We start from the raw sequence: 23,257 nt of genomic DNA, 5'->3' as shown, positions 1-23,257 counted from the left end.
GTGGGCCGTTGCACATCTTTGCATCCGCGAAAAAGGAGGCCTGTGCCACTGCGCCATCAATTTAGGAGCTTGGAGTGCGAAAGCGGGTCTCACATTACTATTAAAGTGGGTATGCTCGTGCGGTGTTTTTTGTGTTTCAGAGAGTTGAAAAAAATCACTGCACCACAAGCACGGTTCCACAGCCGCTCTTCGTTCGGCAAATGCGAACCGCTCGCCCAACTGTTTACTCTCTTCAACGGCAGCCCCATGGCCTATCCATGGCAATCCACAGCTCGAATCCACCATGTTCAAACATCAACACTGAAGTTCTCAACAGCAGTCAGAAAAAAGTTCCGTGCTAGAACCGGAGCCTCCAAGTCAGAAACAGTTTCAGACTTTGGCTCGAATCGTTGACGCAACACGGAGGGCAAATCAGCGTCATCTTCTGGTCAACCCTGCATTCTCAGCCCCTGCATCCCGCGGCGGCATCGACGGCTTGCAAACAGAATCCGTTTCGACCAATCTTGCTGCATCGCCGCTTGTCGACCCGGGTTGTCGGTATTTCAGTCGCGGTTGCTCGGGTGGCGTGTCGCGTCCCTTTGTATTGGTTGATTTTTTGTGTGTCGCGGGACCCCGCGTGTTGCGAGTTGGATTTGATTTGTGAACCGGTTGCTTGAAATCCTGATCTGCCTGCTGCTGGGCCTGCTCGCGCTTCCCTTCTTTGTCATTGCGTGTGTCGTGGTGCTTTTGTCCATCGGCCGTCCATTGATGTTTTCGCAGATCCGAGCCGGACGACAGGGTCGCAATTTCCGACTCTACAAACTGCGCAGCATGAAAGAGACGCGCGCGGTGGATGGATCTTTGCACCCCGATGCGGATCGCCAGACGCGCGCCACGGCAATGATCCGACGCCTGCGCCTCGACGAGATCCCGCAACTCCTTCTGATCCTGCAAAACAAAATGGCCCTGGTTGGGCCTCGCCCCTTGCTGCCTGAAACGATCGAAGACTTCGGACCCGCCGGACAATACCGATGTTCCGTTCGGCCGGGGTTGACCGGGTGGGCGCAGGTCAGCGGCAACACCAACCTCAGCAACAGTGAAAAACTGAGCCTTGATCTATGGTATGTGGCGCATCGGTCACTGGCGCTGGACCTGCAGATTCTGGGCGAAACAGTCGGTGCGGCCCTGCACAACGAACCCCGCCGCGACGACCGGATCGAGGCGGCCCGGAAATGGATGGACTCGAATGGCCCGCTGGCCCAGGACATGCAGGAGATGAACGCGTGAATATCGTACTTGTCGGCGCCGTCGAGACTACGCTTGCAGCCCTGATGTCGATGTGCGGTGCCGGGCATGTGCCGGCCCTTCTGGTAACCTTGTCGCCGCGCCTGTCTGCACGGCATTCGGATTTCGTCGACCTGTCACCGGCGGCAGCGAAGTATGGTGTCCCGGTTCTGCATATCGAGAAAACCAACGACCCCGCGACTCTCGAACAGATTGCCAAGGTCAAACCCGACCTGATCCTTGTGCTCGGTTGGTCACAGATCTGCGGCCCCGAGTTCCGGGCGTTGGCGCGGATTGGCTGCATCGGATTTCACCCATCGGCCCTGCCCCGCTTGCGGGGGCGCGGTGTCATCCCCTGGACGATCCTGTTGCAAGAACGAAACGTCGGGTCCTCGCTTTTCTGGTTGGGCGAAGATACCGATGACGGCCCTATTGCCGCTCAGGCCATCTATGCGGTGGATCCCGAAACCGTCACCGCACGCGAATTGTACAATCGAGCTTTGCGTGCCGTCTCAGGACTGCTGCCGCCTTTGCTGAACCAGATTTACAATGGCGACATCCCGGCCGAACCGCAACGCACCGACGGAGCCAGCCTGTGCGCCCGCCGCCGCCCCGAGGACGGCCTGATTGACTGGACCAATCCTGCCGCGGACATTCATCGCCTGATCCGTGCTTCGGGTCCGCCCTACCCCGGCGCCTACACCTATGGCCCCGATGGCGTGAAACTGGTTCTGACGGGGGTCAGGTATACCGAACCGGAGGGCTACTTCATCGGCTTGCCCGGCCAGATCCAGGTCATCGGCAACGGCGGCTTTACGGTGGCCTGCGGTGACGGGCGCTGTCTGGACATAACTGAATGGTCAGGGGCCGATACACCCCCTGCCCTTCACGCGAAACTGAGGACACATCCATGATCGCTTCCGACCTGACAACTGGCCACGCCGGCCCCGCGCTGATCGTCGCTCCACATCCCGATGATGAGGTTCTGGGCGCCGGCGGCACGATGGCCCGCATGGCCGATGCTGGGCGCGAAGTGCACGTGGTTGTCGTCACTCGTGGCAAACCCCCGAAGTTTACCGATGAACAGGTCGCAACCACACGGCGCGAGGCGCGCAATGCGCATGATCTGCTGGGCGTCACCGAGACACATTGGATGGACTTCGACGCGGCGGAGTTGTCAGAACATGCCCATTCGGACCTGAACGGTGCACTGGGAAAGCTGGTCCGCGACATTGCCCCCAGCCTGATCCTCGCTCCGCATCCGGGCGACATTCATATGGATCACCAGTTGAGTTTTCTGTCCACGCTGGTGGCAAGCCGCCCGCATCAACATGACTATCCAGCCAATATTCTGGCCTACGAAACCCTTTCCGAAACAAATTGGAACGCCCCCTATCTGACCCCGGCCTTCGTGCCAAACGTGTTTGTCGACATCTCGGACACGATCGAGCGGAAGCTGGAAGCGTTCGGCAAGTTCGAAAGCCAGGTCAAACAGGCACCGCACGAACGATCGGTCGACAGCTTGCGCGCACTGGCCACCCTGCGCGGCGCGACGGTGCACCGGTCGGCGGCTGAAGGCTTTGTTCTGGTCCGATCGGTGATTTGACAGGAGGTGCAAAATGCAGATGTGGCCCATCTATGATCAGGAACAGATCGACGCCGTAGCCCAGGTATTTCACTTCGATCGTCTTAGTCTTTGATCAATTCAAGTCATCGGTAGCGACTTCTAAGGCCAATGGATCGAAAAACAACTCACCTGACGCTGTGCACTCAGCTTACATCCGCGCAATCCGCCTAAGCCAAAAGTCTATGGGTACAGCGCTGTGTGTCCAAACGACGGACTTGTTTCAACTTCACAGTTGAAGTCTTGCCTTGGACATAAGCACATTTAGAGAGTGGCAATCACAGCGCCAAAGAGAGAAAGTCGGAAGTATGAGTAACTGCAGGATCAATTCTCAAGGTACTTGAGATCTTGGTGCGGGTGCCCTGCAGTACTCCCTTCTGCCCCTTTTTGGGCCGGGCGTATCCGCCAAATGACGTCTCTGCCATTGCCAGCGCCCTCGACTTGCAAGAACGTTGCCACAAACTTCTTTGCCTAATCGGCATCGAAACAACACGCATTGTTCGATGCCGACCTTAGCTTTGGTCTAACCCGGCCTTTTGTGATCAGCCAATGATCGCGTTCAGTGTCGCGCTGGGGCGCATCACCGCCGCAGTTTTAGTGCGATCGCCTTGGTAATAGCCGCCCAGATCTGCAGGTTTGCCTTGAGCGGCCAGCAGTTCGGAGAGGATCTGCTCTTCCTTCTCCGCCAGCTCTTTGGCGATCGGAGCAAAATGCGCGGCCAGTTCAGCATCATCCGACTGCGCGGCCAGTGCCTCGGCCCAGTAGCGGGCGAACCAATAGTGGCTGTCGCGGTTGTCCGGCTCGCCAACCTTGCGGCTGGGCGAGCGGTCGTGGTCCAGGATGCCCTGCGTTGCGGCCTCGGCCGCAGCGCCCAGAACCGCGGCCTTGGCGTTGCCGCTGCTGTCGGCCAGGAAGTTCAAAGATTCCCCCAGCGCGCAGAATTCGCCCATCGAGTCCCAACGCAGGTGGTTTTCCTCGACCAGCTGCTGAACGTGCTTGGGCGCCGAGCCACCTGCACCGGTCTCGAACAGGCCGCCGCCATTCATCAGCTTGACGATCGACAGCATCTTGGCCGAGGTGCCCAGTTCGAGGATCGGGAACAGGTCGGTCAGATAGTCACGCAGCACGTTGCCCGTGATCGCGATGCTGTCCTTGCCGGCGGTGATGGTTTCCAGCGACTTGCGGGTCGCCTCACGCGGGGCCATGATCAGGAACTTGTCAGCTACGCCCGCAGCCTCGAGCGCCTGCTTGACGTATTTGATCAGCTCGGCGTCATGGGCGCGGTTCGCATCCAGCCAGAAGATCGCCTCGGAGCCGGTCAGACGCTGACGGTCCATCGCCAGTTGGATCCAGTTTTCAATCGGGGCTTTCTTGGCGGTGCAAGCGCGCCAGATGTCACCCTTTTCGACCTCGTGCGAATGCAGGGTTTCGCCATTGGCCGGAACGACGCGGATCGTGCCGTCGGCGGGCGCCTCAAATGTGGTCGGGTGGCTGCCGTATTCCTCGGCCTTCTGGGCCATCAGACCCACATTGGCCACCGAACCCGCGGTCGCCGGGTTCAGCGCACCGTTGGCTTTGAAGAAATTGATGGTCTCGTCATAGACCGGCGCATAGCAGCGGTCGGGGATCACGCAGTTGGTGTCGCCCTTCTTGCCGCTCTCGTCCCAGCCCTTGCCGCCCGCGCGGATCACGGCGGGCATCGAGGCGTCGATGATCACGTCCGACGGCACGTGCAGGTTGGTGATGCCCTTGTCGCTGTCCACCATGTACATTGAGGGACGGTCTGCCTTGACCGCTTCGATCGCGGCCATGATCTCGGCATCGTCCTTGACGCGGTTCAGCAGATCGCCCAGGCCCGAGTTCGGGTTGACCCCCAGCTGTGCCATGCGGTCGCCAAATTTTTCGAACACCGGCGCCAGCCACGACTTGACCGCATAGCCGAAGATGATCGGGTCACTGACCTTCATCATCGTCGCCTTCATGTGCAGCGAAAACATCGTGCCGTCTTTCTTGGTGTCCTCGATCGCGGCATCCAGGAACTCCGACAGCGCCTTGACCGACATGAAAGTGGCATCGGCAACGGTGCCTTCCTCCAGTGTCCAGCCGTCTTTAAGGACGGTAACACTGCCATCCTTGCCCACGAATTCGATCCGCGCATCACCGGTCTGGTCTGCGGTGATGGTGGCCGATTTCTCGTTGGCATAGAAATCATTGCCCGGCATCGACGACACCTTGGTCTTGCTGTCGGCCGACCATTCGCCCATCGAGTGCGGGTGCTGTTGCGCATAGCGCTTGACTGCCTTGGCGGCGCGGCGGTCGCTGTTGCCCTCGCGCAGAACCGGGTTCACGGCCGAGCCCTTGATCGCATCATAGCGGGCGCGGATCTCTTTCTCGGCGTCGGTCTTGGGATCCTCGGGGTAGTCCGGGATGTCATAGCCCTGCCCCTGCAGTTCCTTGATGGCGGCGACCAGCTGCGGCACCGAGGCCGAGATGTTAGGCAGCTTGATCACGTTGGCCTCGGGGGTTTTCACCAGCTCACCCAAGGCGGCCAGATCGTCGGGCTGACGCTGCTCTTCGGTCAGGTTTTCGGGGAAGGCCGCGATGATGCGCCCGGCCAGCGAAATGTCTTTGGTACCGACGCTGACGCCCGCGGCCGCGGCGAATTTGCGGATGATGGGCAGGAACGAGGCACTGGCCAGCTCCGGCGCTTCGTCTACGATGGTATACAATATGTCGAAGTTCGATTTTTCTGCCATGTTCCCTTACCTTTTTTAAGCCTTTCAGGGGCGTGCGATCCGAGAGTTGTGCCGCGTGCAGCGCGGCGTGCGAGGAGCGTGAATGCTGTTCCGCTCCGGGGTGACTCTGATTTGACAGGGCTTCCCTTAAATCACCCGAGGCCCGGGATCAATCGCATCTGAACGCGCATTTTGACCCAGTTTGCGCAAAACCGCGCATATGCCCGTATTTTCAGCCCGCCGACGATACGCGACGCCTTTCCCTTGGCGCGGGCGCTGGCTAAGACGGTTCTCCAACCCAAGATCAAGGAGGCCCCGTTGGACCGTATCGCCCGCACCATCGCCACGGAAATCAATGCCCGCCCCGAACAGGTGGACGCGGCGGTCAAACTGCTGGACGAAGGCGCCACCGTGCCCTTCGTAGCGCGCTACCGCAAAGAGGTGACGGGCGGGCTGGATGACAACCAGCTGCGCACCCTGTCCGACCGGCTGGCCTATCTGCGCGAGCTTGAGGCGCGGCGCGAGACGATCCTGAACTCGATCAAGGATCAACGGAAGCTGACCGACGATCTGGCCAAATCCATCGCCCAGGCCGAAACCAAGGCGCAGCTGGAAGACATCTACCTGCCCTACAAACCCAAGCGCCGCACCAAGGCAATGATTGCGCGGGAAAACGGGCTGGAGCCGCTGGCCGACGCGATCCTGGCCGACCGCAGCGCCGAGCCTGAAGCGCTGGCCCAGGCCTATGTGACCGAGGCCGTGCCCACCACCAAAGACGCGCTGAACGGCGCGCGCGACATCATCACCGAGCGTCTGACCGAAAACGCGGCCCTTCTGGGCGAGCTGCGCAGCTTCATGCAGGCCGAGGCACTGCTGACCTCGAAGGTGATCGAGGGCAAGGAACAGGAAGGCGCCAAGTTCAGCGACTATTTCGACCATGCCGAGCCCTGGGCCAAGGTGCCCTCGCACCGGGCGCTGGCGATGCTGCGCGCGTCGAAAGAGGGGATCGTGACGCTGGACATCGCCCCCGACCCCGAAACCGGCGCCGCCCGGGCCGAGGCGATCGTGGCCGCCCATCTGCAGACGCGCAGCGACGGGCCCGGCGATGTCTGGCTGCGCAAGGTTGCGGGCTGGACCTGGCGGGTGAAACTATCGCTGTCAATGATGGTCGAGCTGATAGCCGATCTGCGCAGCCGCGCGCAGGAGGAGGCCATTCAGGTTTTTGCGCGCAATCTCAAGGATTTGCTGTTTGCCGCTCCGGCGGGCCCCCGCCCCACCCTAGGGCTGGACCCGGGCATCCGCACCGGCGTCAAGGCTGCGGTGGTGGACGCGACGGGCAAGCTGGTGGCGACCGACACGCTGTATCCGTTCCAACCCAAGAACGATCTGCGCGGCGCACAGGCCACCATTCTGAACCTCATAGCCACCCACAACGTCGAACTGATCGCCATCGGCAACGGCACCGCCAGCCGCGAGACCGAGCGGCTGGTGGCCGACACGCTGAAACTGCTGCCCAAAGGGGTGCAGGCGCCTACCAAGGTCGTGGTGTCCGAGGCTGGGGCCTCGGTCTATTCCGCCTCGGAACTGGCCGCGCGCGAGTTTCCCGATCTCGATGTCTCGCTACGTGGCGCGGTGTCGATCGCCCGCCGCCTGCAGGACCCGCTGGCCGAGCTGGTCAAGATCGAACCCAAGAGCATCGGCGTCGGCCAATATCAACACGACGTTGATCAACACCGGCTGAGCCAGTCTCTAGAAGCCGTGATCGAGGATGTGGTGAACGCCGTTGGCGTCGATCTGAACACCGCTTCGGCGCCGCTGCTGGCCCATGTCTCGGGCCTGGGCCCCGGTCTGGCCGAAGCCATCGTGGCGCATCGCGACCTGAACGGCGCGTTCCGGTCGCGGCAGGATCTGCTGAAGGTCGCGCGCCTCGGCCCCCGCGCCTTTGAACAATGCGCGGGCTTTTTGCGCATCCGCGACGGGGATGAGCCGCTGGACGCCTCGGTCGTCCACCCCGAGGCCTATGACGTGGCCCGCCGCATCGTGCAGGCCTGCGGCCGCGACATCCGCCAGATCATGGGAAATGATGGTGCGCTGCATGGTCTGCGTGCCGAACAGTTCGTGGATGACCGGTTCGGCCTGCCCACGGTGCGCGACATCTTTGCTGAATTGGAAAAACCCGGCCGCGACCCGCGTCCCAGCTTCGTGACCGCCAGCTTCAAGGAGGGTGTCGAAGAGATCACCGACCTCAAACCCGGCATGGTGCTGGAAGGCACCGTGACCAACGTCGCTGCCTTTGGCGCCTTTGTCGATATCGGCGTGCATCAGGACGGGCTGGTGCATGTCAGCCAGTTGGCCGACCGGTTCGTGAAAGACCCGCATGAGGTGGTCAAGGCCGGTCAGGTCGTGCGCGTCCGGGTCGTTGAAGTGGACGTGCCGCGCAAGCGGATCGGGTTGAGCATGCGCAAGGATGGCGGAGCTTCTGCCCGGCAAGTTCGCGACGTCAAAGGCCAGAACGCGCGTGAAAAGAATAAAGGCATCCCGAAATCACAACGCGCAAAATCTTCTCACAATGCGCAGCACAGCGCGATTGGGGATGCGCTGCGAAATGCACTGAAAAATCAATAAGCCCCCTGCCCCGCCTGAGCCTCAGGCGGGGGTTTCCGTCTGGAACGCGTCGGGCTCCAACTCCTCCCAAAAGGCAAAAATGGCGTTGGCGTTCAAACCTGATCGCCATCCGTGTTGCCGGAAGTTCTCTCGGTCTAGCTCGTCCGACAAAGTCGACATGAACAAGCGTTTGTCGGCATCCCGTTGAGTGGGGTTTCGCCGCGAAACCAGGTCTTCGACGATGGCCAGCTTGCGGGCACGCTCGGCGCGCTCCGCCACGCGCGCGGCATAAGCTTGATCTTCGCGTGCCTTCTCTTCCTCCCGCTGCTTGGCTGCGGTCAGCGCCTCGGGACTAGGCGGTTTCACGGTCTCTGCCGCGGGGGCCTTGTAGTCATCGCGCAGGGCGGCCGAAAGATATCCCAGCGTTGATTTCACGTCCCCCTGCCCGGCTACATAGTCCAGCTTCTGCTGTACGTAATCCTCACCATGCTCAGAGATCCACTGACGCGCCAGCCGATCGGACACCCCTTGTTTGCGCAAGGTCTTGTAGACCGCCAGGTTGCGCACCCCATCGCTGTCGTCGATCTCGAACATTGCCTTCTGCGGGTTCGCCTTGATCAGGAACCGAATGTCGGTGACGCTGCGGCCCTTCTTGCGGAACTCGGGTTCGATCAGAATATCGGAGCTTTTGTTCACCTCAGCCACTGCGGGTTTGATGATCTTGGCATTCAGGTGTTTGAAGCTCGTGTAATAGTCGCTGCCGTCCACACCCATCAATTTGCGGAACACCTCGAGCGCCCACCACCCGGTCGACCCGGTGCGCACGAATCGATAACAGTTTTCATACAAGGCCAACCCGTGCCCCGAGCTGAAATTGCGCTGGATATGCACATTGATCAACGCATAGATCTTCGGATCGTACAGCTTCTGCGCCAAGGCCGGGGAATAGGCGTATTCGCAGATCCCGCCCTTGAGCTTGGCGAAACTCAGCAACGACGACACGCCCCACTCTTGCCGCCCTTTTTCATCGAGCATGTCCCATTCGGCCACTGTCTCGGCAAGCGCTCTCAGGCTGGCGCGCAAAGTGTCGAAGTCGTTCGAGTTGTAGCCCACCATCATCGCCAGGGTGCGGGCATCAATCGTATGGGTCTGCGCCGTGGTCAGAGAGTCGTAGGCATTGAGCAGCAACACGTTGGACAGCTTGCGCTGCAACAGCGTCAGCTTGCCGCTAATATGGATCGCGGCCACATTCTTTTTCACCGTTTCCCGACGCAAAGCGCCTGAAAGGTGATCCGTGTCCAGTTGTGTATCCGGCATGATTCTGCCCGGCTGCTCGTTTCCCAAGTTTGTGACACAAAAGGTACCCGTGGATCAACCAAATTTGGGTCCCCATATGCAGGACGGAGTGAATCCCGTAGACAGGTACCTATCCGAATCGGCGACCCAGTTATCCACAGAAGCGGGCGCCAATTGGTTCAAACTTGGAGTCGTGACCCGCGTAGGCGGCGATCAACGCACTCGGATTAGACCCTAAATAGTCCACGATAGAGCCGAACCGCGAATCGGTGCCCTTCTCCCCGGATTCGGGACCCTTTGATCCTGTATACAGGTCCCTTTTAACCCGAAGCCAGGAACCCTTGGTCCTGTATCCGGGTGCCGATGCGACCACAAATATATGATTTATTTATGGTTTCTGTCGTCAAAGAATCTAAAACCCTTAAAGAAAATAAACTCTTTGGTGTGCCCTTTTCTGAGAATAAATGCCGGTTTCGTCGCGAAACCGAACTCTTCGGCATTCTTCTGTGGAAAACTGCTTTTTCGAGGATAGCGCAGAAGGAAAATGTTCGGTACATTTCCTGATATACGCCGGAAAGGCGAACATTATTCGAGGCATCGACAGTGACAAAATCTAAACAACCTGCTCTACCGCCGTACTTCAACCTGGATCCGGCCAAGGCTGCATCAAAGTTACCCGATCCTATCGGGACATCACGATTCGCAAAAGCTGCAACCTTCTGTGCCAAAGGGCGCGAAGATCTAGCCCGCCGCGGGTATGCGCCCGATGGCGAAAAGCGCCTCCGCCGGTTTTCGATTTGGGAGATTACCAAATACCTGATCCCGGTGGCTCCGGCCCACCTGCGCCGCGTCCTCAAGGCAAATCCTGACCTCCCGCAAGGCGAAGGCGAAGCAGGATCGAAATGGTTCACCCTCGAAGAAGTTCTGACCTTGAGGCGCCATTTCGCGGCCGAAGGTGTAAGCACCAAGGAATACCTGCCCTACCGGCCAGAAAATCTGCCGGCAAAAGTTGTTGCCGTTGCCAATTTCAAAGGTGGCGTGGGCAAGACGTCCACCGCTGCTCATCTGGCAATGTCGGCCGCGTTGGACGGTTATAAAGTGCTGGTGATTGATCTTGATAGCCAGGGATCCATGACGTCGATCCTGGGTGGTCGCGTCGCGGATGAATGGCAGACAGTCTTCCCCTTGATCGCAAAAGACTATGCGCGCGCGGTTCAGGAAGAGAACAGGGTCCGCGCCGCTGCCGGTCAACCCGAAATCCCATTGGATGAAACTCTGCAAGAGGCACTGAGAACCCAACCTCAAGATGTCATCCAGAAGACCCATTGGCCCAACATTGATCTCATTGGTGCTCAACTGAACCTTTATTGGGCTGAATTTCAGATCCCGGTCTGGCGGATGGGCCTTCGCAGTTGGCCGCTGTGGGACGGGCTCACCAACTTCTTGCAGGACGAGGCGGTATTGAATGATTACGACATCGTGTTCCTCGATACTCCTCCTGCACTTGGGTACCTAACGATCAATGCGCTGGCCGCAGCGGATATTTTGCTGGTGCCGCTCGGAGCTTCATTCCTGGAATTTGATTCCACCGGGCGCTTCTTCGACATGCTCTACACCACATTCGCCAGTATCGAGGATGGCGAGAACGCGGCACAAAGGGCAGCTGGGTTGCCCGAACTCAAGTTCGAATGGGATGTCGTGCGCGCGATCATCACCCGGTTCGACGCCAGCCAGCAGACGGACATGGCCAACGTGATCCAGGCGTATTTCGGTGATTTCATGAACGCCTATCGGCAGGATTACACCGCTTTGGTAGGGCAGGCCGGAGAACAGGTGAACGGAATCTACGAAGCGGACTACCGTGACTTTAACCGCGACACCTATGTCCGGGGGCGAGAGACCTTCGATCGAACTTACGCGGAATTCAAAGAAGTGCTGATCGGGTGTTGGTGGCGCGACGCCCAGATGGGAGGACAGGCAGATGGCTAAACGCAGAAGACTGACGGCGCCGGATGCGGCGGAGCTTGAACAACTCGAGGCTGGTTTCGCCGCGAAACCCTCGATCAGTCCGTTCGAGGCCAACCCGTCAACTCCGCCAATCGCGCAGGTCGCGGCCGAGGCCGCGGCGCTGAATGGCATGGCAGCAGTGACCGACCGTGCAACCCTTGCAAAAGACCAAGGCGACGCTGCGCGTTGGCGGGATGCCCAGGACGCCGGTCTGGTCGCAGAGATGGTGCCCATAGATCAGATCGATGCCGATTTCTTGCGGCGCGACCGCATGGTCGATGACGAAGAGGCAATGTCCGAACTGCTGGAATCTCTGCGCTCCAACGGGCTGCGGACGCCGATCGAGGTGACCAAAACCGAGGATGGCTATGGTCTGATATCGGGCTATCGCCGGTTGGACGCCTTCCGCCGTTTGGCCGGCGGTGACCCGAAATTCGCCCAAATTCCTGCGTTCGTGCGGCAGGCTGGCGCAGGGCAAGGGGCGTATGTTTCGATGGTCGAGGAGAACGAACTTCGATCAAACCTCAGCCCGTATGAACGTGGGCGCATCGCTGTCCTCGCTGTGGGGCAGGGTGTGTTCCCGTCGACCGAAGCCGCCGTGGATGTTCTGTTCGCCGCAGCCTCCAAGGCCAAAAGGTCCAAGGTCCGCAGCTTTGCAGTGGTTCACGAAGCCTTGGGCGACCTACTGCAGTACCCGGTTGCGTTGTCGGAAAAGGCAGGTCTCAGGATTGCCGCGGCTATCCGGGATGGCGCGCAGGCCAAGCTGAGGGAGGCCTTGTCCCGGGGTGAAGCCACGGACCCGAAATCGGAACTGGCCGTGATAGAGGCTGCGTTGAAAGACGCGCCTGTACCGACTCAGGAAAAGCCGCGTGGGGGCCGCCCGAAACAGATTCAACGGCTGCCTATTCAGACGCTGCCCAAAGGCGGAGAATTGCGAGCAGAGGTATCAGCGGGCGAATTGCGGATACATCTTCGCGGCCGGACTCTGAGCGTAGACGAAGCCGCGCGGTTGTTGGAACGGCTAGTTGAGCATTTGGGCTGACCATTTTTAACCATTGGTTTGGCCTGTGCTTCCACCGGCCAAACCTTCCTGTAAACAGGTACCTTTCCGCCACTTCCCCTGTAGTATGCAAAAAGGCATAATTATGATCATTATGACGGACGCTCGGTTTGTTTCCAATACGCCGGCGTTTGACCATTTTGACGCCGAACCGCCACCGCTATGAGTAGCGGAGAGACAGACTGAAACTTGGGTAGTGTGAACGTCGGCTGGGCCAATTCTGGCTGGATGCGTTCTTGATTGAATCCCGCTTGGCCCGCAGGTGCATTTTGCCAGCCAGTAGACGCAAATTCCGACTTGGGATAGGTTCGTGTTGGGGCAACAATGCGGGCGTTCTGCCTTGCATTGGCAATTAATACGCAACGCGCTGACTATAAGGGCCGGCACACGGTCGGACATATTTTAGCTTCGTCAGAAACCAGGTCCCTCTGACTGACGCCGATTGAACAAAAGGCAAAGCACATTGAAGTAATTTCGACCGAGGACTGAAGATGGCTGACATCAAGGCGTGGTTGGAGAGGCCCCCGGAATGTCGGCGCTTATGGCGCAGTCCCTGGAGGGTGGTTTTGCGTCGTCCTTTTCGGACATGGTTCTGACGGAACTTGCGGTACTGCAGAAAAATTGTGTCGTCAACGGTGCTCCGATCCAAAGTGCCACCATCAAGCCGGTTTACAGCGTTCTGAGGCTTCACACGAACCCGATTAGAACAAACGCCGTGCTGAACATTTTTTCGTACAAATTGCTGGAATGCAGTGAAGACGGAGTTGATATTTCCATCCCGCTCAAGCGCCGGTGGGTCATCTCGATTGGTTCCGGGTTGGAGCAGGGGCCGATCGACAAGACAATCGGTGGGGTCCAGATGACCTACAAGATGTTCGCGCAGGGTAAATCGATCAAGCTGATGGCTTATTACTCCAATCTGACACTGCATGGCGAAAGATGGGGACCGAATATGCGTCTAATTTCCGGGTTTGACCAACTCGGCAATGTCGACCCCAGAAACAAGTACTACACTCCGAAGGCCGCAAGTTGCCTTGATATCGACTTCAAGAACAAGCCGCCGAATGATGTTGACGTTTGGTCTGTTGCGCCCAGCGACATGAGGTTCTGCGCCCGTGGGTGCATCCCCGGAGATGTCAGTGCCACCAAGTAAGGCTGCTTCTGTTCCGGTTTGACCAAACCGCAGACCCTGCGCCCGCGACATTTGTCGATTGATCGAGGCGCGGGGTTTTTCAAAGATTACCTCCTTCCGCGATCGGGCGGGCACACACTGATCGGAGATCGAGACATTTCCGGGCATGGCGCCTGTTTGCCAGGACAGGTCGATCGGAATGCCGCATGTGGATACCAGTAGCCTCCAATCCACAACCATCGATGCGTCAGGAACCTGACCCGGCGCCGGGCGATGGAAACGGAGCAGTCCTCTCGGAAGGCGCCGTGGTTTCGGAAAGACCACACGGAGAGCTTCAAAGACTTCGACCTGACAAGCCAGCTTCCCGGAATACAATCGATCACCAGAACAACAAAGTCAGCCTGTCCCTTCATCGGGCAGAGCGAAGTGAACTCGGGCGCGGTTAATCTCACGCACTATTCGAAATCGGCTTGTGGAATCTGAACCCTTGTTTTGCAACTCGAATACGCTGCAACCGGGATGCGCAGTGTGTAACGGTGGGCAAGCTACTGCCAAGCCGATCTGTTTCGTGGTCTCTGAGTTTCCTGCCGAGTTTTACGCATTTCGAGGTGGCCGGCGGGTCAGCGCATGACAAAAGGATCAGGAATAGGGTCGTCGCTGGTGCGCAGCCAAACGGACTTGATTTTGGTGTAGTCCAATGCAGCCTGCAGCCCGCCCTCGCGCCCATGCCCCGACAATCCATGCCCCCCAAACGGAGCGATCGGACTGACTGCGCGGTAGGTGTTGACCCAGACAATGCCGGCTCGGATTGACCGAACCATCCGATGGGCCCGCGTGAGGTTTTGCGTGAACACGCCCGAGGCCAGGCCAAACCGGGTATCGTTTGCGATCGCGATGGCCTCATCCTCTGTTTCGAAGGAAACGACCGACAGGACGGGGCCGAAGAATTCGTGCGTCAAGCAATCAGCATCGCGCGCCCGACTGCAATCCAGAATGGTCGGCGGAAAGTAGAATCCCGCGCGATCAAGTGGCTGGCCGCCAGTAATCAATTGCGCGCCTTGGGCCTGCGACCGGGTGACAAGTTCGGCGGCCCATTTCTGCTGCCGCTGCGTGCACAGGGGCCCGACTTCGGTCGCCATATCATCCGGTGCGCCGATCACGACCGCTTCGGCCTTTTGCCGCAGACGGTCCAGGACCGCGTCCTTGATCGATGCCTGAACCACAAGCCGCGACCCGGCAACGCAGCTTTGACCCGACGCCGCGAAAATTCCGGAAACCTGAGCGTTGACCGCACTGTCCAGATCCGCATCCTCGAACACGATAAAGGGCGACTTTCCACCCAGTTCCAAAGAGGTAGACGCCAGGTTCTCTGCCGAGTTTCGCACGATATGCCGAGCCGTTTCCGGCCCGCCGGTAAAGGCGACATGGGCAATTCTTTCGTGCCGGGTCAAGGCAGCGCCGACATCGGGCCCGCCCGTCAGGACATTCAGTACGCCTTCCGGAAATCCGGCCTTGTGAAAGATCCGCGCGAATTCCAGCATTGGGGCAGGGGCCTCTTCCGAGGCCTTCAGCACCACTGTGCAACCGGCCGCCAGGGCCGGGCCGATCTTGACCGCCGACAGGAACAATTGTGAGTTCCAGGGCACGATCGCCGCGACAACCCCCACGGGTTCTCGCCGCAGCCAAACTTCCATATCTGGCTTGTCGATGGGCAAATGGGCGCCTTCGATCTTGTCCGCGAGGCCCGCGTAGTAACGATAGTAATCCGCGACATAGGCGATCTGCGCCGAGGTTTCGCGGATGATTTTGCCTGTGTCGCGGGTTTCCAGCTCGGCCAGTCTGGGCGCGTTTTCAGCAATCAGATCTGCCAATCGGTATAGCAGCTTGCCCCGCGCCGTTGCGGTCAATGACGCCCATTCCGGGGATTTGAAGGCCTTGTCCGCAGCCATCACGGCCTGGTCCACATCAGCTTGGCTGGCGGCGGGCATCTGCGCCCAAGCCTCACCTGTGGATGGGTCGACACTTTCGAACCAGGTGTCGCCATCGCGGAAATTGCCGCCGATATAGTTCTGAAACCGTTGCATCCAGAATTCCCCTATTGAAAGGCCGGCATCACATCCTTGATGAAACGCTCCAACGAGGCCTTTTTGCGTTCAAACGGCATGCTGGAGTCGATCCAGAATGAATACTCGTCATACCCCAGTTCCTCGCTTCTCCGAAGCCGGTCGATCACGGTATCGGCTGTTCCGATGACAAGGTCTCGCTCCATGTTCTGGGGCGAATAGAACGGATGCTCGGCTATTTCGGCATCACTCAGCGGGGCAATCAGCCCCTGGGTAACGTCACGCTTGTTCATGAACCATGCGCCGAAATAGCAGTAGAACCGGTTCAACTCGATGGCGGCCTGTTTTACGTCGTTCTGATTTTCGGCCACGTAAGTGTGGCGCAGCAACATGATCTTGGGGCGCGGCATGTCAGGAAACTTTGAGCAGGCGGCATTGAACTTGGCCATCAGGTCGATGACCTCGTCGTCGCCGTTCCACAATGGCGTGACCTGTACGTTGCACCCTGAGCTTACGGCGAATTCGTGGCTGTTGGGGTCGCGTGCGGCCACCCAGATGGGCGGCCCACCAGGTTGCAGGGGCAGGGGCGACGAGGTGGTCTTGGGAAATTGGTGGAATTCGCCGTCATGGGCGTAATCTCCCTGCCAGAGCTGTTTCACGGCAGGGATGAGTTCGCGCATGCGCTGCCCGGCTTCCCACGCATCCATGCCAGGCATCATGCGTTCGTATTCGTAACTGTAGGCACCGCGGGCAATGCCCAGATCCAGCCGTCCGTCGGCTATGATGTCCGTCATCGCGGCCTCACCGGCCAAACGGATCGGATGCCAGAACGGCGCGATCACGGTGCCGGTGCCCAGCCGGACATTCCGGGTGTGCCGAGCCACGTCAATCAGGCTGAGAAACGGGTTGGGTGCGATTGTAAAATTCATCCCGTGGTGTTCGCCCGTCCAGACGGCATGCATCCCGCCGTCGTCGGCGATTTTGCACAGTTGGATGAACTCGTCATACAACTGCTTCTGGTCCTGCTCTGGCGAAATCCGCTCCATATGCGCAAACAGCGAGAACTTCATTTCAACTCCCCCGAACCAACGGTTTGACCCGTCCGCTGGTTTCATCTCCGTAGTATATGCCGAAATTGCCCATGCGGCTTTCTCGGGCGAAACGTTCCAGCATCGTACAGATCGCCGGGTCCGCGACATCCATCAGCGTCGACTTGACGATTTGCGTAAAAGCTCCGTTGGCTGGGGTGCCGTCCTCGGCTTGGCAAAGGAACGAGATATGCTGTCGTCGCGACTTGTCTTGGTAGACCGAATAGATGAAGCCCGGTTCTGCCTTGATCCCACATCCCGCGATCAGCTGGGCTAGCGCAGTATCGGCGCCGTTGGCCATGTCCTCGGTTGCCGGAATGGTCAGTCCGCCGTTGCCATCGTCCAGCAGCAGAATCTGGCCGTCCCGCTCGATCAGCGCGGAAACCACGACGCCCGCGCGACGGTTGAGCGCCCGGGCTTCGGCGGCAGGCGTCACATAGGCGCCGCGGGCATAGCCCAGGCCAGGTGCGATCGAGTGGTCGAAGGCCTCGACCCGACCGATCAGGATCAGGTGGTCGCCGGCTTCGACCGTCTTGAAAACCGAGCTGTCAAACCAGGCTGAAACCCCGTCAAGGATTGGTGCGCCGTTGGGTCCTGGCTTCCAATCGACACCGGCAAACCGGTCCTGCGAAGGGCGTGCGAAGGTGTTCGAAACGCTGATCTGATCCTCCGACAGGATGTTGACGGCGAAACCGGCGGCTTCAGAGAATGTGTTGAAATTGCTGGAAGTATTGGCAAGACAGACCGAGATCAGCGGAGGGTCCAGCGAAACCGAGGAAAATGAATTGGCGGTAAAGCCGATCGGTCGGCCGGATTCGTCATGGGTCGTGACCACCGTGACACCGGTGAGAAAGGTTCCGAACGCGCTGCGCAGGGCGCGAGGGTCGAAATCGGTCATGCGGGCGACCTTTCGTGCGTTGGGGTCTTCAGCCATTGAACAAGGGCCGCGTTGACAGTCTTTGGATCAGTGAGGTTCACCATGTGCCGATGACCCTCGACGATAACCGCCTGCCCTTTGGCGGCCGCGGCGATGGCGCGGGTCATGTCGGGTGTGGAATTCGGATCCTCAGCACCCGTCAACGCCAGCAAAGGGCAAGAGATCTGAGGGTAGCGATCAGCGTAGACCATGTCGCCCCGGGCAAAGGCATCGTAGGCCGCCGAATAGCCGTTTATTTCGACCGCGGCCAACCATGCGGCGACCCTGTCCCGAGCGGCGCGGTCGGCCGGACTGTTTGCGAACCAGCGTTGCAGCGGGGTTTCCAGATCAAACGTTCCGGCGCTGATCAAGCCGGCGCGCGCCAGCACAGAGTCCCGGGCCTGGTCATCCCGACGAAACACTCCGTTCAGCAAGGCGACGCGCCGGACCCGATCGGGATGTTCGACCGCAAACCCGCCGGCAATCAGTGCGCCCATCGAATGACCGGCAAGGTTCACGCGATCCAGGTTCAAAGCGTCCAGCGCCGCCTGGAGCCACTCCACAAATGCTGGTAACTGCGCCCCCACAGCGATCGGGTCGGATTGGCCATGCCCTGGCAGATCCAGTGCGTAGACCGCGTGCAAGTCGGACAAGGTATCGATCTGCGGCGCCCAGGCCTCCGACTGCATACCGACCCCGTGCAACAGGACCAGAGGTTCGCCATCGGGGGGGCCGGCAAAGCGCAAGCCAAGACGCCCGAATGGTTCAGACAGCTGCCGGATTGTCGACGTCATGTCCCAAATCCTTCAGATCCTGATACCGATCTCCGATGCGGTGATGCGGGCGCCCTCCGATCGAGGCGCCCAAAGCGATCATGATCTCATCCGGGGCCGGAGCGTCGGCGACCTGCAGGTGGATGGTCAGATAGTGGCTGCGCCGCCCACCATCATTCTTGTCCATCAGGGGAATTTGCATGGCCGCATTCGCCGGTCCGCGCGTGTTGGTGAAGGCAAGGTAGGATTTTGCACCAACCGCCTCGCGATAGGCATTTCCGAACCTCAGGGTATGGATCAGGGCCGACCCGTGCTCGACCTCGCCATTCACTCCGACAACGGCGGCTTTGCCATAGGCTTCAACCCGGTCACCGCCGCCGGCCGCCTCGAGAATCATCTCGGTCAGCATGTGGCCCAGCCCCGGAGCACAATCGTGTATCTCTGGGCGTAGATCTTCGACAAAACCGCGGCCCGCCCAGGGATTGGTGACGACGGCGACCGCCGCGATCAAGGTCAAAGGGCGCTCGGCGGCTTTGCTACCTTCGATCAGCGTGTTTTCGACATGCAGCAGTGTTTTACGGATGGTGGCGGGCATCGCAAAGGTCCTGTGATTCCGTTTCCGGCATGATGGTATACCATAAGACAGGATGTCAATCATACCTTGCTGAGGCAACGCACGACCGGTAGATTCCCGTCCATGACAACGCCAAGACTCACCAAGATCGATTATCCTCCGGCAACCCTGCGCGACATGGTGCAGGAGCGTATGCGCGAGGCCATCATCGAAGGTGTTTTCCAGCCCGGCGAACGGCTGGTGGAACGTCCGCTATGTGATCAGCTTGGTGTCAGCAGGACAGTCATCCGGGAAACGATCCGCTATCTCGAGGCCGAGGGGCTGGTCGAAATTCTGCCCGGGCGCGGGCCGATCGTGGCTTCGATCACACGGGACGAGGCACGGCAGATCTACGATATCCGCCGCATGCTGGAAACCGCGGCCGCCGAGAACTGCGCGCGCAATATCACATCAGACAGGGCCAGCAGCCTGCATGGGGCGCTGGTGCGGCTCAAGCAAGGTTTCGTGGACAAGACACCGGGCTCGATCTTCCGCGCCACTTCCGATTTCTACTCAGAGATTTTTGAGGGGGCAGGGCATCATGTGGCTTGGGATGTAGTCCAGCGCCTGAATGGTCGGATCAGCCGGTTGCGGATGATAACCTTGGCGGCAACAGAACGCGACCGCCCCGGGATCGAACATATGGAGGCCATCTGTTCTGCGATTCAGTCCGGCGACCCCTCCGCCGCGCGCCGAGCCGTCGAACGGCATCTGGACGATGCGGCGTCGGTTGTCGAGACCCTGTTCGATGCAGAAGAGGGCTTGGGCAAAGCCGCACACTGCTAGATCCTGCACCGGTCAGGTTTGGTCGCCCAGATACGTCGTCAGGGCCTGACGCGCTCCCTGATCCCAGACCACCCTGAGCCAGCGGTCAAACGCGTCGCGAAACGCGCCGGATTGTGACAGGTCCTGATAGTACTGGGTCTGCTCAAGCCAGGTGGTCGGGTTGTCACGGGCCGCGTTGGCCGAGGTGACCAGATCGGACCAGTTGGGATCGTTGGGTTCGATAATACTTCCATCCTCGCGAGTGCCGGCACACATGCGGGCCCACAGCGCCTCGACCAGGGCCAGCCCATTGATCGGCGCGCCGGCAGCCAACGCATCATAGACTGTGGGAAGTACAAAGCCCACATGCCGGGATGATCCGTCAAAAGCAACGCGACGCGTGGTGTCGACGATGGCTGGATTGCGGAACCGCTCCTCGATCAAGGTTACGTAGTCCGCAACCGACTGATTGGGCACCGGCCGCACGAAAGGCGCGATTTCTTCGACCAAAACCTTTCGGAAGAATGCTGAAACCAGCGGATCGGCCATGCAGTCTGCGATCGTATTCAGGCCCAGGATCTCGCCGACATTGGCCAGAACCTGGTGGCCCGCGTTCAGAATGCGCAGCTTCATGACCTCATAGTCATGAACGCGGACAGTAAATGTGGCGCCGACCTTGTCCCAATCCGGGCGACCGGCGCAAAAGGCATCCTCGATCACCCATTGGCGGAAGCTTTCATGGGTGACGGGGGCGGCGTCGTCGATCCCCAGCGCGCGCACCAGCTCCAGCTCGGTCGGGCCGGTGGCGGGCACGATGCAATCGACCATCGAATTGGGAAAGGTGCATTGCGTGTTGATCCAGTCGGCCAGATCCACGTCCGATAGTCGCGCCAGCCCCACCACCGCCTGACGCAGAACCTGCCCGTTGCCGATCAGGTTGTCGCAGCTCAGCCCGGTCAGCGGACCAACGCCAGCATCGCGCCGCCGTCGCAGGCCCGCGACGATGGCACCGAAGGCGGTGCGCGGACGGTCGGGGTTGGCGGCATCGTGGCGGATGTCGGGGTGGTCGGTGTCCAGCCCTTTGGTCACAGGGTGCACGAAATAGCCGCCCTCGGTCACGGTCAGCGAGACGATGCGGATCGCCGGATCGGCCAGTTGCGCGATCAGCGGGCCGTTGTCCTCTTGCGGGGGCAGGTAATCGATCATCGCGCCCGTCACCTCGGCACGACGCTGGCCCTCGGTCAGCTCGACCAGCGTGGTCAGACAGTCCTGCGCCAGCAGCTTGCGCCGCATCTCGGCGTCATAGGCGCGCACGCCGGCGCCGATGATGGCCCAATCCTGCGCCGCGCCCTGTTGCATCAGCCGGTGCAGGTACCAAGCCTGATGCGCGCGATGAAAATTGCCCACCCCGATATGCACGATCCCCGGCGTCAGTGCCGCGCGATCGTATTCGGGCCGCAGCACGCCCTTGGGCAACGCGTCCAAATTGGCCTGACACAACCGGACCGGTCGGGTATCCGCGGGGCGCTCCACCATCAGCTCATCCAATTTCCACCATCCACGTTGTATGTCTGGGCCACGATGTAGTCGGCCTCGGACGAGGCCAGAAAGACCGCCATTCCGGTCAGGTCCTCGGCCCGGCCCATCCGGCCGAAGGGCACCGCTTCGCCCACTTCCTTCTTTTTCTGACCCGGCGCCTTGCCCTCGTATTTGGCAAAGAAGGCATCGACGCCGTCCCAGTGCTCGCCATCCACCACGCCGGGGGCGATGGCATTCACGTTGATCCCGTGTTTGATCAGGTTCAGCCCCGCCGATTGGGTCAGGCTGATCACCGCCGCCTTGCTGGCGCAATAGACCGCCACGAGTGGCTCGCCCCGGCGGCCGGCTTGGCTGGCCATGTTGATGATCTTGCCGCCGGTGCCCTGCTCGATCATGTGGCGCGCGACCGCCTGCAGGGTGAACAAGGTGCCGGCGACGTTGATGTCGAACACGCGCTGGTAATCCGCGCGGGTGATTTCCACGATCGGGGCGGCGGTGAAGATCGCGGCGTTGTTGATCAGGATGTCGATCCCGCCCATCCGCGCCGCGGCGTCGGCCACGCCCGCCTCGATGCTGTCCTGCTGCGAGACATCCATTTCGACCGCAATCGCCTGAGGCCCGATCTCGCGCGCGGCTTTGCGCGCCTGCTGCACGTCGATGTCGGCCAGCGCCACCTGCGCGCCCTCGGCGGCATAGGCCCGGGCAAAGGCCAGCCCGATGCCCCGCGCCGCCCCGGTGATCAGGGCCCGTTTTCCCACCAGCCGGTTCATGCGATCCGCAGCCCCGCCGCGTCGAACCGGTGGATCTTGTCCTCCTCCGGCGTCAGATGGATCGTGTCGCCGTGGCGCAGGCCGACCTCGCCGCCGGCGCGCACGGTCATCGGCTCGGCGAAGCCGTCGACATGGACGTGAAAGAACGTGTCCGAGCCCAGATGTTCGGACACCCCGACCGTGCCCTTCCACAGGCCCTTGTTGGGCGAGGCGGCAATGTGCTCGGGGCGGACGCCGATCGTGTGGGCACCATGTTTATCGGCCTCGGGGCCTTCGATGAAATTCATCTTGGGCGAGCCGATGAAGCCGGCCACGAACTTGTTGCGCGGCGCGCGGTACAGTTCGAGAGGCGAGCCCACCTGTTCGATCACGCCCGCCTGCAGGACCACGATCTTGTCGGCCATGGTCATGGCCTCGACCTGGTCATGGGTGACGTAGATCATCGTGGTTTCCAGCCGGTTGTGCAGCTCGGATATCTCCAGCCGCATGCCTACGCGCAGCGCCGCGTCCAGGTTCGACAGCGGCTCGTCGAACAGGAAGGCCGCCGGTTCGCGCACGATGGCGCGACCGATGGCGACCCGCTGGCGCTGGCCACCCGAAAGCTGGCCGGGGCGGCGGTCCAGATAGTCGGTCAGGTTCAGAACCTCGGCCGCCTGTTCGACGCGGCGGTCCTGCTCGGCCTTGTCCAGCCCGGCCATGCGCAGCGGAAAGGCGATGTTCTTGCGCACGGTCATGTGCGGATAAAGTGCGTAGGACTGGAATACCATGGCCAGGCCCCGCTTGGCCGGCGGCACCGCGGTGGCGTCCTGATCGTCGATCAGGATGCGGCCGCCGCTGACGTCCTCTAGCCCCGCGATCAGGCGCAGCAGGGTGGATTTTCCGCAGCCCGATGGGCCCACGAACACCACGAATTCGCCGTCGTTGATTTCCAGATCCAGCGGCGGAATGACCTCCACGTCGCCAAAGCTCTTGCTGACTTTCTCAAGTACGATGCGTCCCATGTGACTTT

18 protein-coding genes and 1 pseudogene are annotated in these 23,257 nt (G+C 60.4%); 8 read left to right on the top strand and 11 right to left on the bottom strand.

What is annotated here, in order from left to right; all coding sequences use genetic code 11:
• The first annotated feature begins 639 nt into the window (after positions 1-639).
• From ACR0IR_RS17125 to ACR0IR_RS17115, 3 genes are read left to right on the top strand one after another with little or no spacing between them, the layout of a single operon-like run.
• Positions 640-1,266, top strand: coding sequence for a sugar transferase (locus ACR0IR_RS17125; RefSeq protein WP_217353610.1), 627 nt, complete (start codon positions 640-642; stop codon positions 1,264-1,266).
• On the top strand, positions 1,263-2,177 hold the full coding sequence (locus tag ACR0IR_RS17120) for a methionyl-tRNA formyltransferase (RefSeq protein ID WP_170366110.1): 915 nt from the start codon (positions 1,263-1,265) through the stop codon (positions 2,175-2,177). Before ACR0IR_RS17125 ends, ACR0IR_RS17120 begins: the two co-directional genes overlap by 4 nt.
• Positions 2,174-2,869 carry a PIG-L deacetylase family protein gene (locus tag ACR0IR_RS17115; protein ID WP_170366108.1) on the top strand — a complete coding sequence of 232 codons (696 nt, stop codon included), beginning with the start codon at positions 2,174-2,176 and terminating at the stop codon, positions 2,867-2,869. Before ACR0IR_RS17120 ends, ACR0IR_RS17115 begins: the two co-directional genes overlap by 4 nt.
• A gap of 560 nt (positions 2,870-3,429) precedes the next feature.
• Here ACR0IR_RS17115 and ACR0IR_RS17110 read toward each other — a convergent pair.
• Positions 3,430-5,643, bottom strand: a complete 2,214-nt coding sequence (locus ACR0IR_RS17110) for an NADP-dependent isocitrate dehydrogenase (RefSeq protein WP_170366107.1) — start codon at positions 5,641-5,643, stop codon at positions 3,430-3,432.
• A 297-nt stretch (positions 5,644-5,940) separates the two neighbouring features.
• Here ACR0IR_RS17110 and ACR0IR_RS17105 point away from each other — a divergent pair, with 297 nt between their 5' ends.
• Positions 5,941-8,247 (top strand): Tex family protein, encoded by a 2,307-nt coding sequence (locus ACR0IR_RS17105; protein ID WP_170366105.1) that lies wholly within the window; start codon positions 5,941-5,943, stop codon positions 8,245-8,247.
• A gap of 21 nt (positions 8,248-8,268) precedes the next feature.
• On the opposite strand, the gene ACR0IR_RS17100 is transcribed toward ACR0IR_RS17105, so the two are convergent.
• Positions 8,269-9,543: a replication initiation protein gene (locus ACR0IR_RS17100; RefSeq protein ID WP_170366103.1), complete on the bottom strand. Its 1,275-nt coding sequence runs from the start codon at positions 9,541-9,543 to the stop codon at positions 8,269-8,271.
• A gap of 582 nt (positions 9,544-10,125) precedes the next feature.
• On the opposite strand from ACR0IR_RS17100, the gene ACR0IR_RS17095 reads away from it, so the two are divergent.
• The 3 genes from ACR0IR_RS17095 to ACR0IR_RS17085 all read left to right on the top strand — a co-directional run bounded on the left by ACR0IR_RS17095 (position 10,126) and on the right by ACR0IR_RS17085 (position 13,742).
• Positions 10,126-11,511 (top strand): AAA family ATPase, encoded by a 1,386-nt coding sequence (locus tag ACR0IR_RS17095; protein WP_170341760.1) that lies wholly within the window; start codon positions 10,126-10,128, stop codon positions 11,509-11,511.
• The gene (locus ACR0IR_RS17090; protein ID WP_170366095.1) at positions 11,504-12,571 is read left to right on the top strand and encodes a ParB/RepB/Spo0J family partition protein; all 1,068 of its coding nucleotides are present in this window, start codon (positions 11,504-11,506) and stop codon (positions 12,569-12,571) included. The genes ACR0IR_RS17095 and ACR0IR_RS17090 overlap by 8 nt, the downstream gene beginning before the upstream one ends.
• 547 nt (positions 12,572-13,118) lie before the next feature.
• Entirely contained in the window at positions 13,119-13,742 is a 624-nt protein-coding gene (locus ACR0IR_RS17085) for a hypothetical protein (protein WP_254441600.1), read from the top strand.
• Positions 13,743-13,850: 108 nt separating this feature from the next.
• Here ACR0IR_RS17085 and queF read toward each other — a convergent pair.
• The 6 genes and pseudogenes from queF to ACR0IR_RS17055 form a co-directional block, all read right to left on the bottom strand.
• Positions 13,851-14,248, bottom strand: a pseudogene (gene queF, locus ACR0IR_RS17080) (preQ(1) synthase); the annotation flags it as partial.
• 93 nt (positions 14,249-14,341) lie between these two features.
• A complete protein-coding gene (locus tag ACR0IR_RS17075; RefSeq protein WP_170366092.1) occupies positions 14,342-15,805 on the bottom strand; it encodes an aldehyde dehydrogenase in 1,464 nt (487 codons plus the stop codon).
• A gap of 11 nt (positions 15,806-15,816) precedes the next feature.
• Positions 15,817-16,854, bottom strand: a complete 1,038-nt coding sequence (locus ACR0IR_RS17070; RefSeq protein WP_170366090.1) for an LLM class flavin-dependent oxidoreductase — start codon at positions 16,852-16,854, stop codon at positions 15,817-15,819.
• 1 nt (position 16,855) lies between these two features.
• Positions 16,856-17,770, bottom strand: coding sequence for a flavin reductase family protein (locus ACR0IR_RS17065; protein WP_170366088.1), 915 nt, complete (start codon positions 17,768-17,770; stop codon positions 16,856-16,858).
• Entirely contained in the window at positions 17,767-18,582 is an 816-nt protein-coding gene (locus tag ACR0IR_RS17060; RefSeq protein WP_170366087.1) for an alpha/beta fold hydrolase, read from the bottom strand. Before ACR0IR_RS17060 ends, ACR0IR_RS17065 begins: the two co-directional genes overlap by 4 nt.
• Positions 18,554-19,156, bottom strand: a complete 603-nt coding sequence (locus tag ACR0IR_RS17055; RefSeq protein WP_170366085.1) for an amino acid synthesis family protein — start codon at positions 19,154-19,156, stop codon at positions 18,554-18,556. The genes ACR0IR_RS17060 and ACR0IR_RS17055 overlap by 29 nt, the downstream gene beginning before the upstream one ends.
• A gap of 102 nt (positions 19,157-19,258) precedes the next feature.
• Here ACR0IR_RS17055 and ACR0IR_RS17050 point away from each other — a divergent pair, with 102 nt between their 5' ends.
• Entirely contained in the window at positions 19,259-19,960 is a 702-nt protein-coding gene (locus ACR0IR_RS17050; RefSeq protein ID WP_170366082.1) for a GntR family transcriptional regulator, read from the top strand.
• A 12-nt stretch (positions 19,961-19,972) separates the two neighbouring features.
• On the opposite strand, the gene ACR0IR_RS17045 is transcribed toward ACR0IR_RS17050, so the two are convergent.
• The 3 genes from ACR0IR_RS17045 to ACR0IR_RS17035 are packed head-to-tail and all read right to left on the bottom strand — an operon-like array spanning position 19,973 to position 23,249.
• Positions 19,973-21,475 carry a mannitol dehydrogenase family protein gene (locus ACR0IR_RS17045; protein WP_170366081.1) on the bottom strand — a complete coding sequence of 501 codons (1,503 nt, stop codon included), beginning with the start codon at positions 21,473-21,475 and terminating at the stop codon, positions 19,973-19,975.
• Positions 21,475-22,248 carry an L-iditol 2-dehydrogenase gene (locus ACR0IR_RS17040; protein ID WP_170366079.1) on the bottom strand — a complete coding sequence of 258 codons (774 nt, stop codon included), beginning with the start codon at positions 22,246-22,248 and terminating at the stop codon, positions 21,475-21,477. The genes ACR0IR_RS17045 and ACR0IR_RS17040 overlap by 1 nt, the downstream gene beginning before the upstream one ends.
• Entirely contained in the window at positions 22,245-23,249 is a 1,005-nt protein-coding gene (locus ACR0IR_RS17035; protein WP_170366077.1) for an ABC transporter ATP-binding protein, read from the bottom strand. Before ACR0IR_RS17035 ends, ACR0IR_RS17040 begins: the two co-directional genes overlap by 4 nt.
• Between the last annotated feature and the right edge of the window lie 8 nt (positions 23,250-23,257).

It is taken from the genome of Ruegeria sp. CF2 (assembly GCF_056537385.1).
This window is presented reverse-complemented; position numbering and strand designations above follow the sequence as displayed.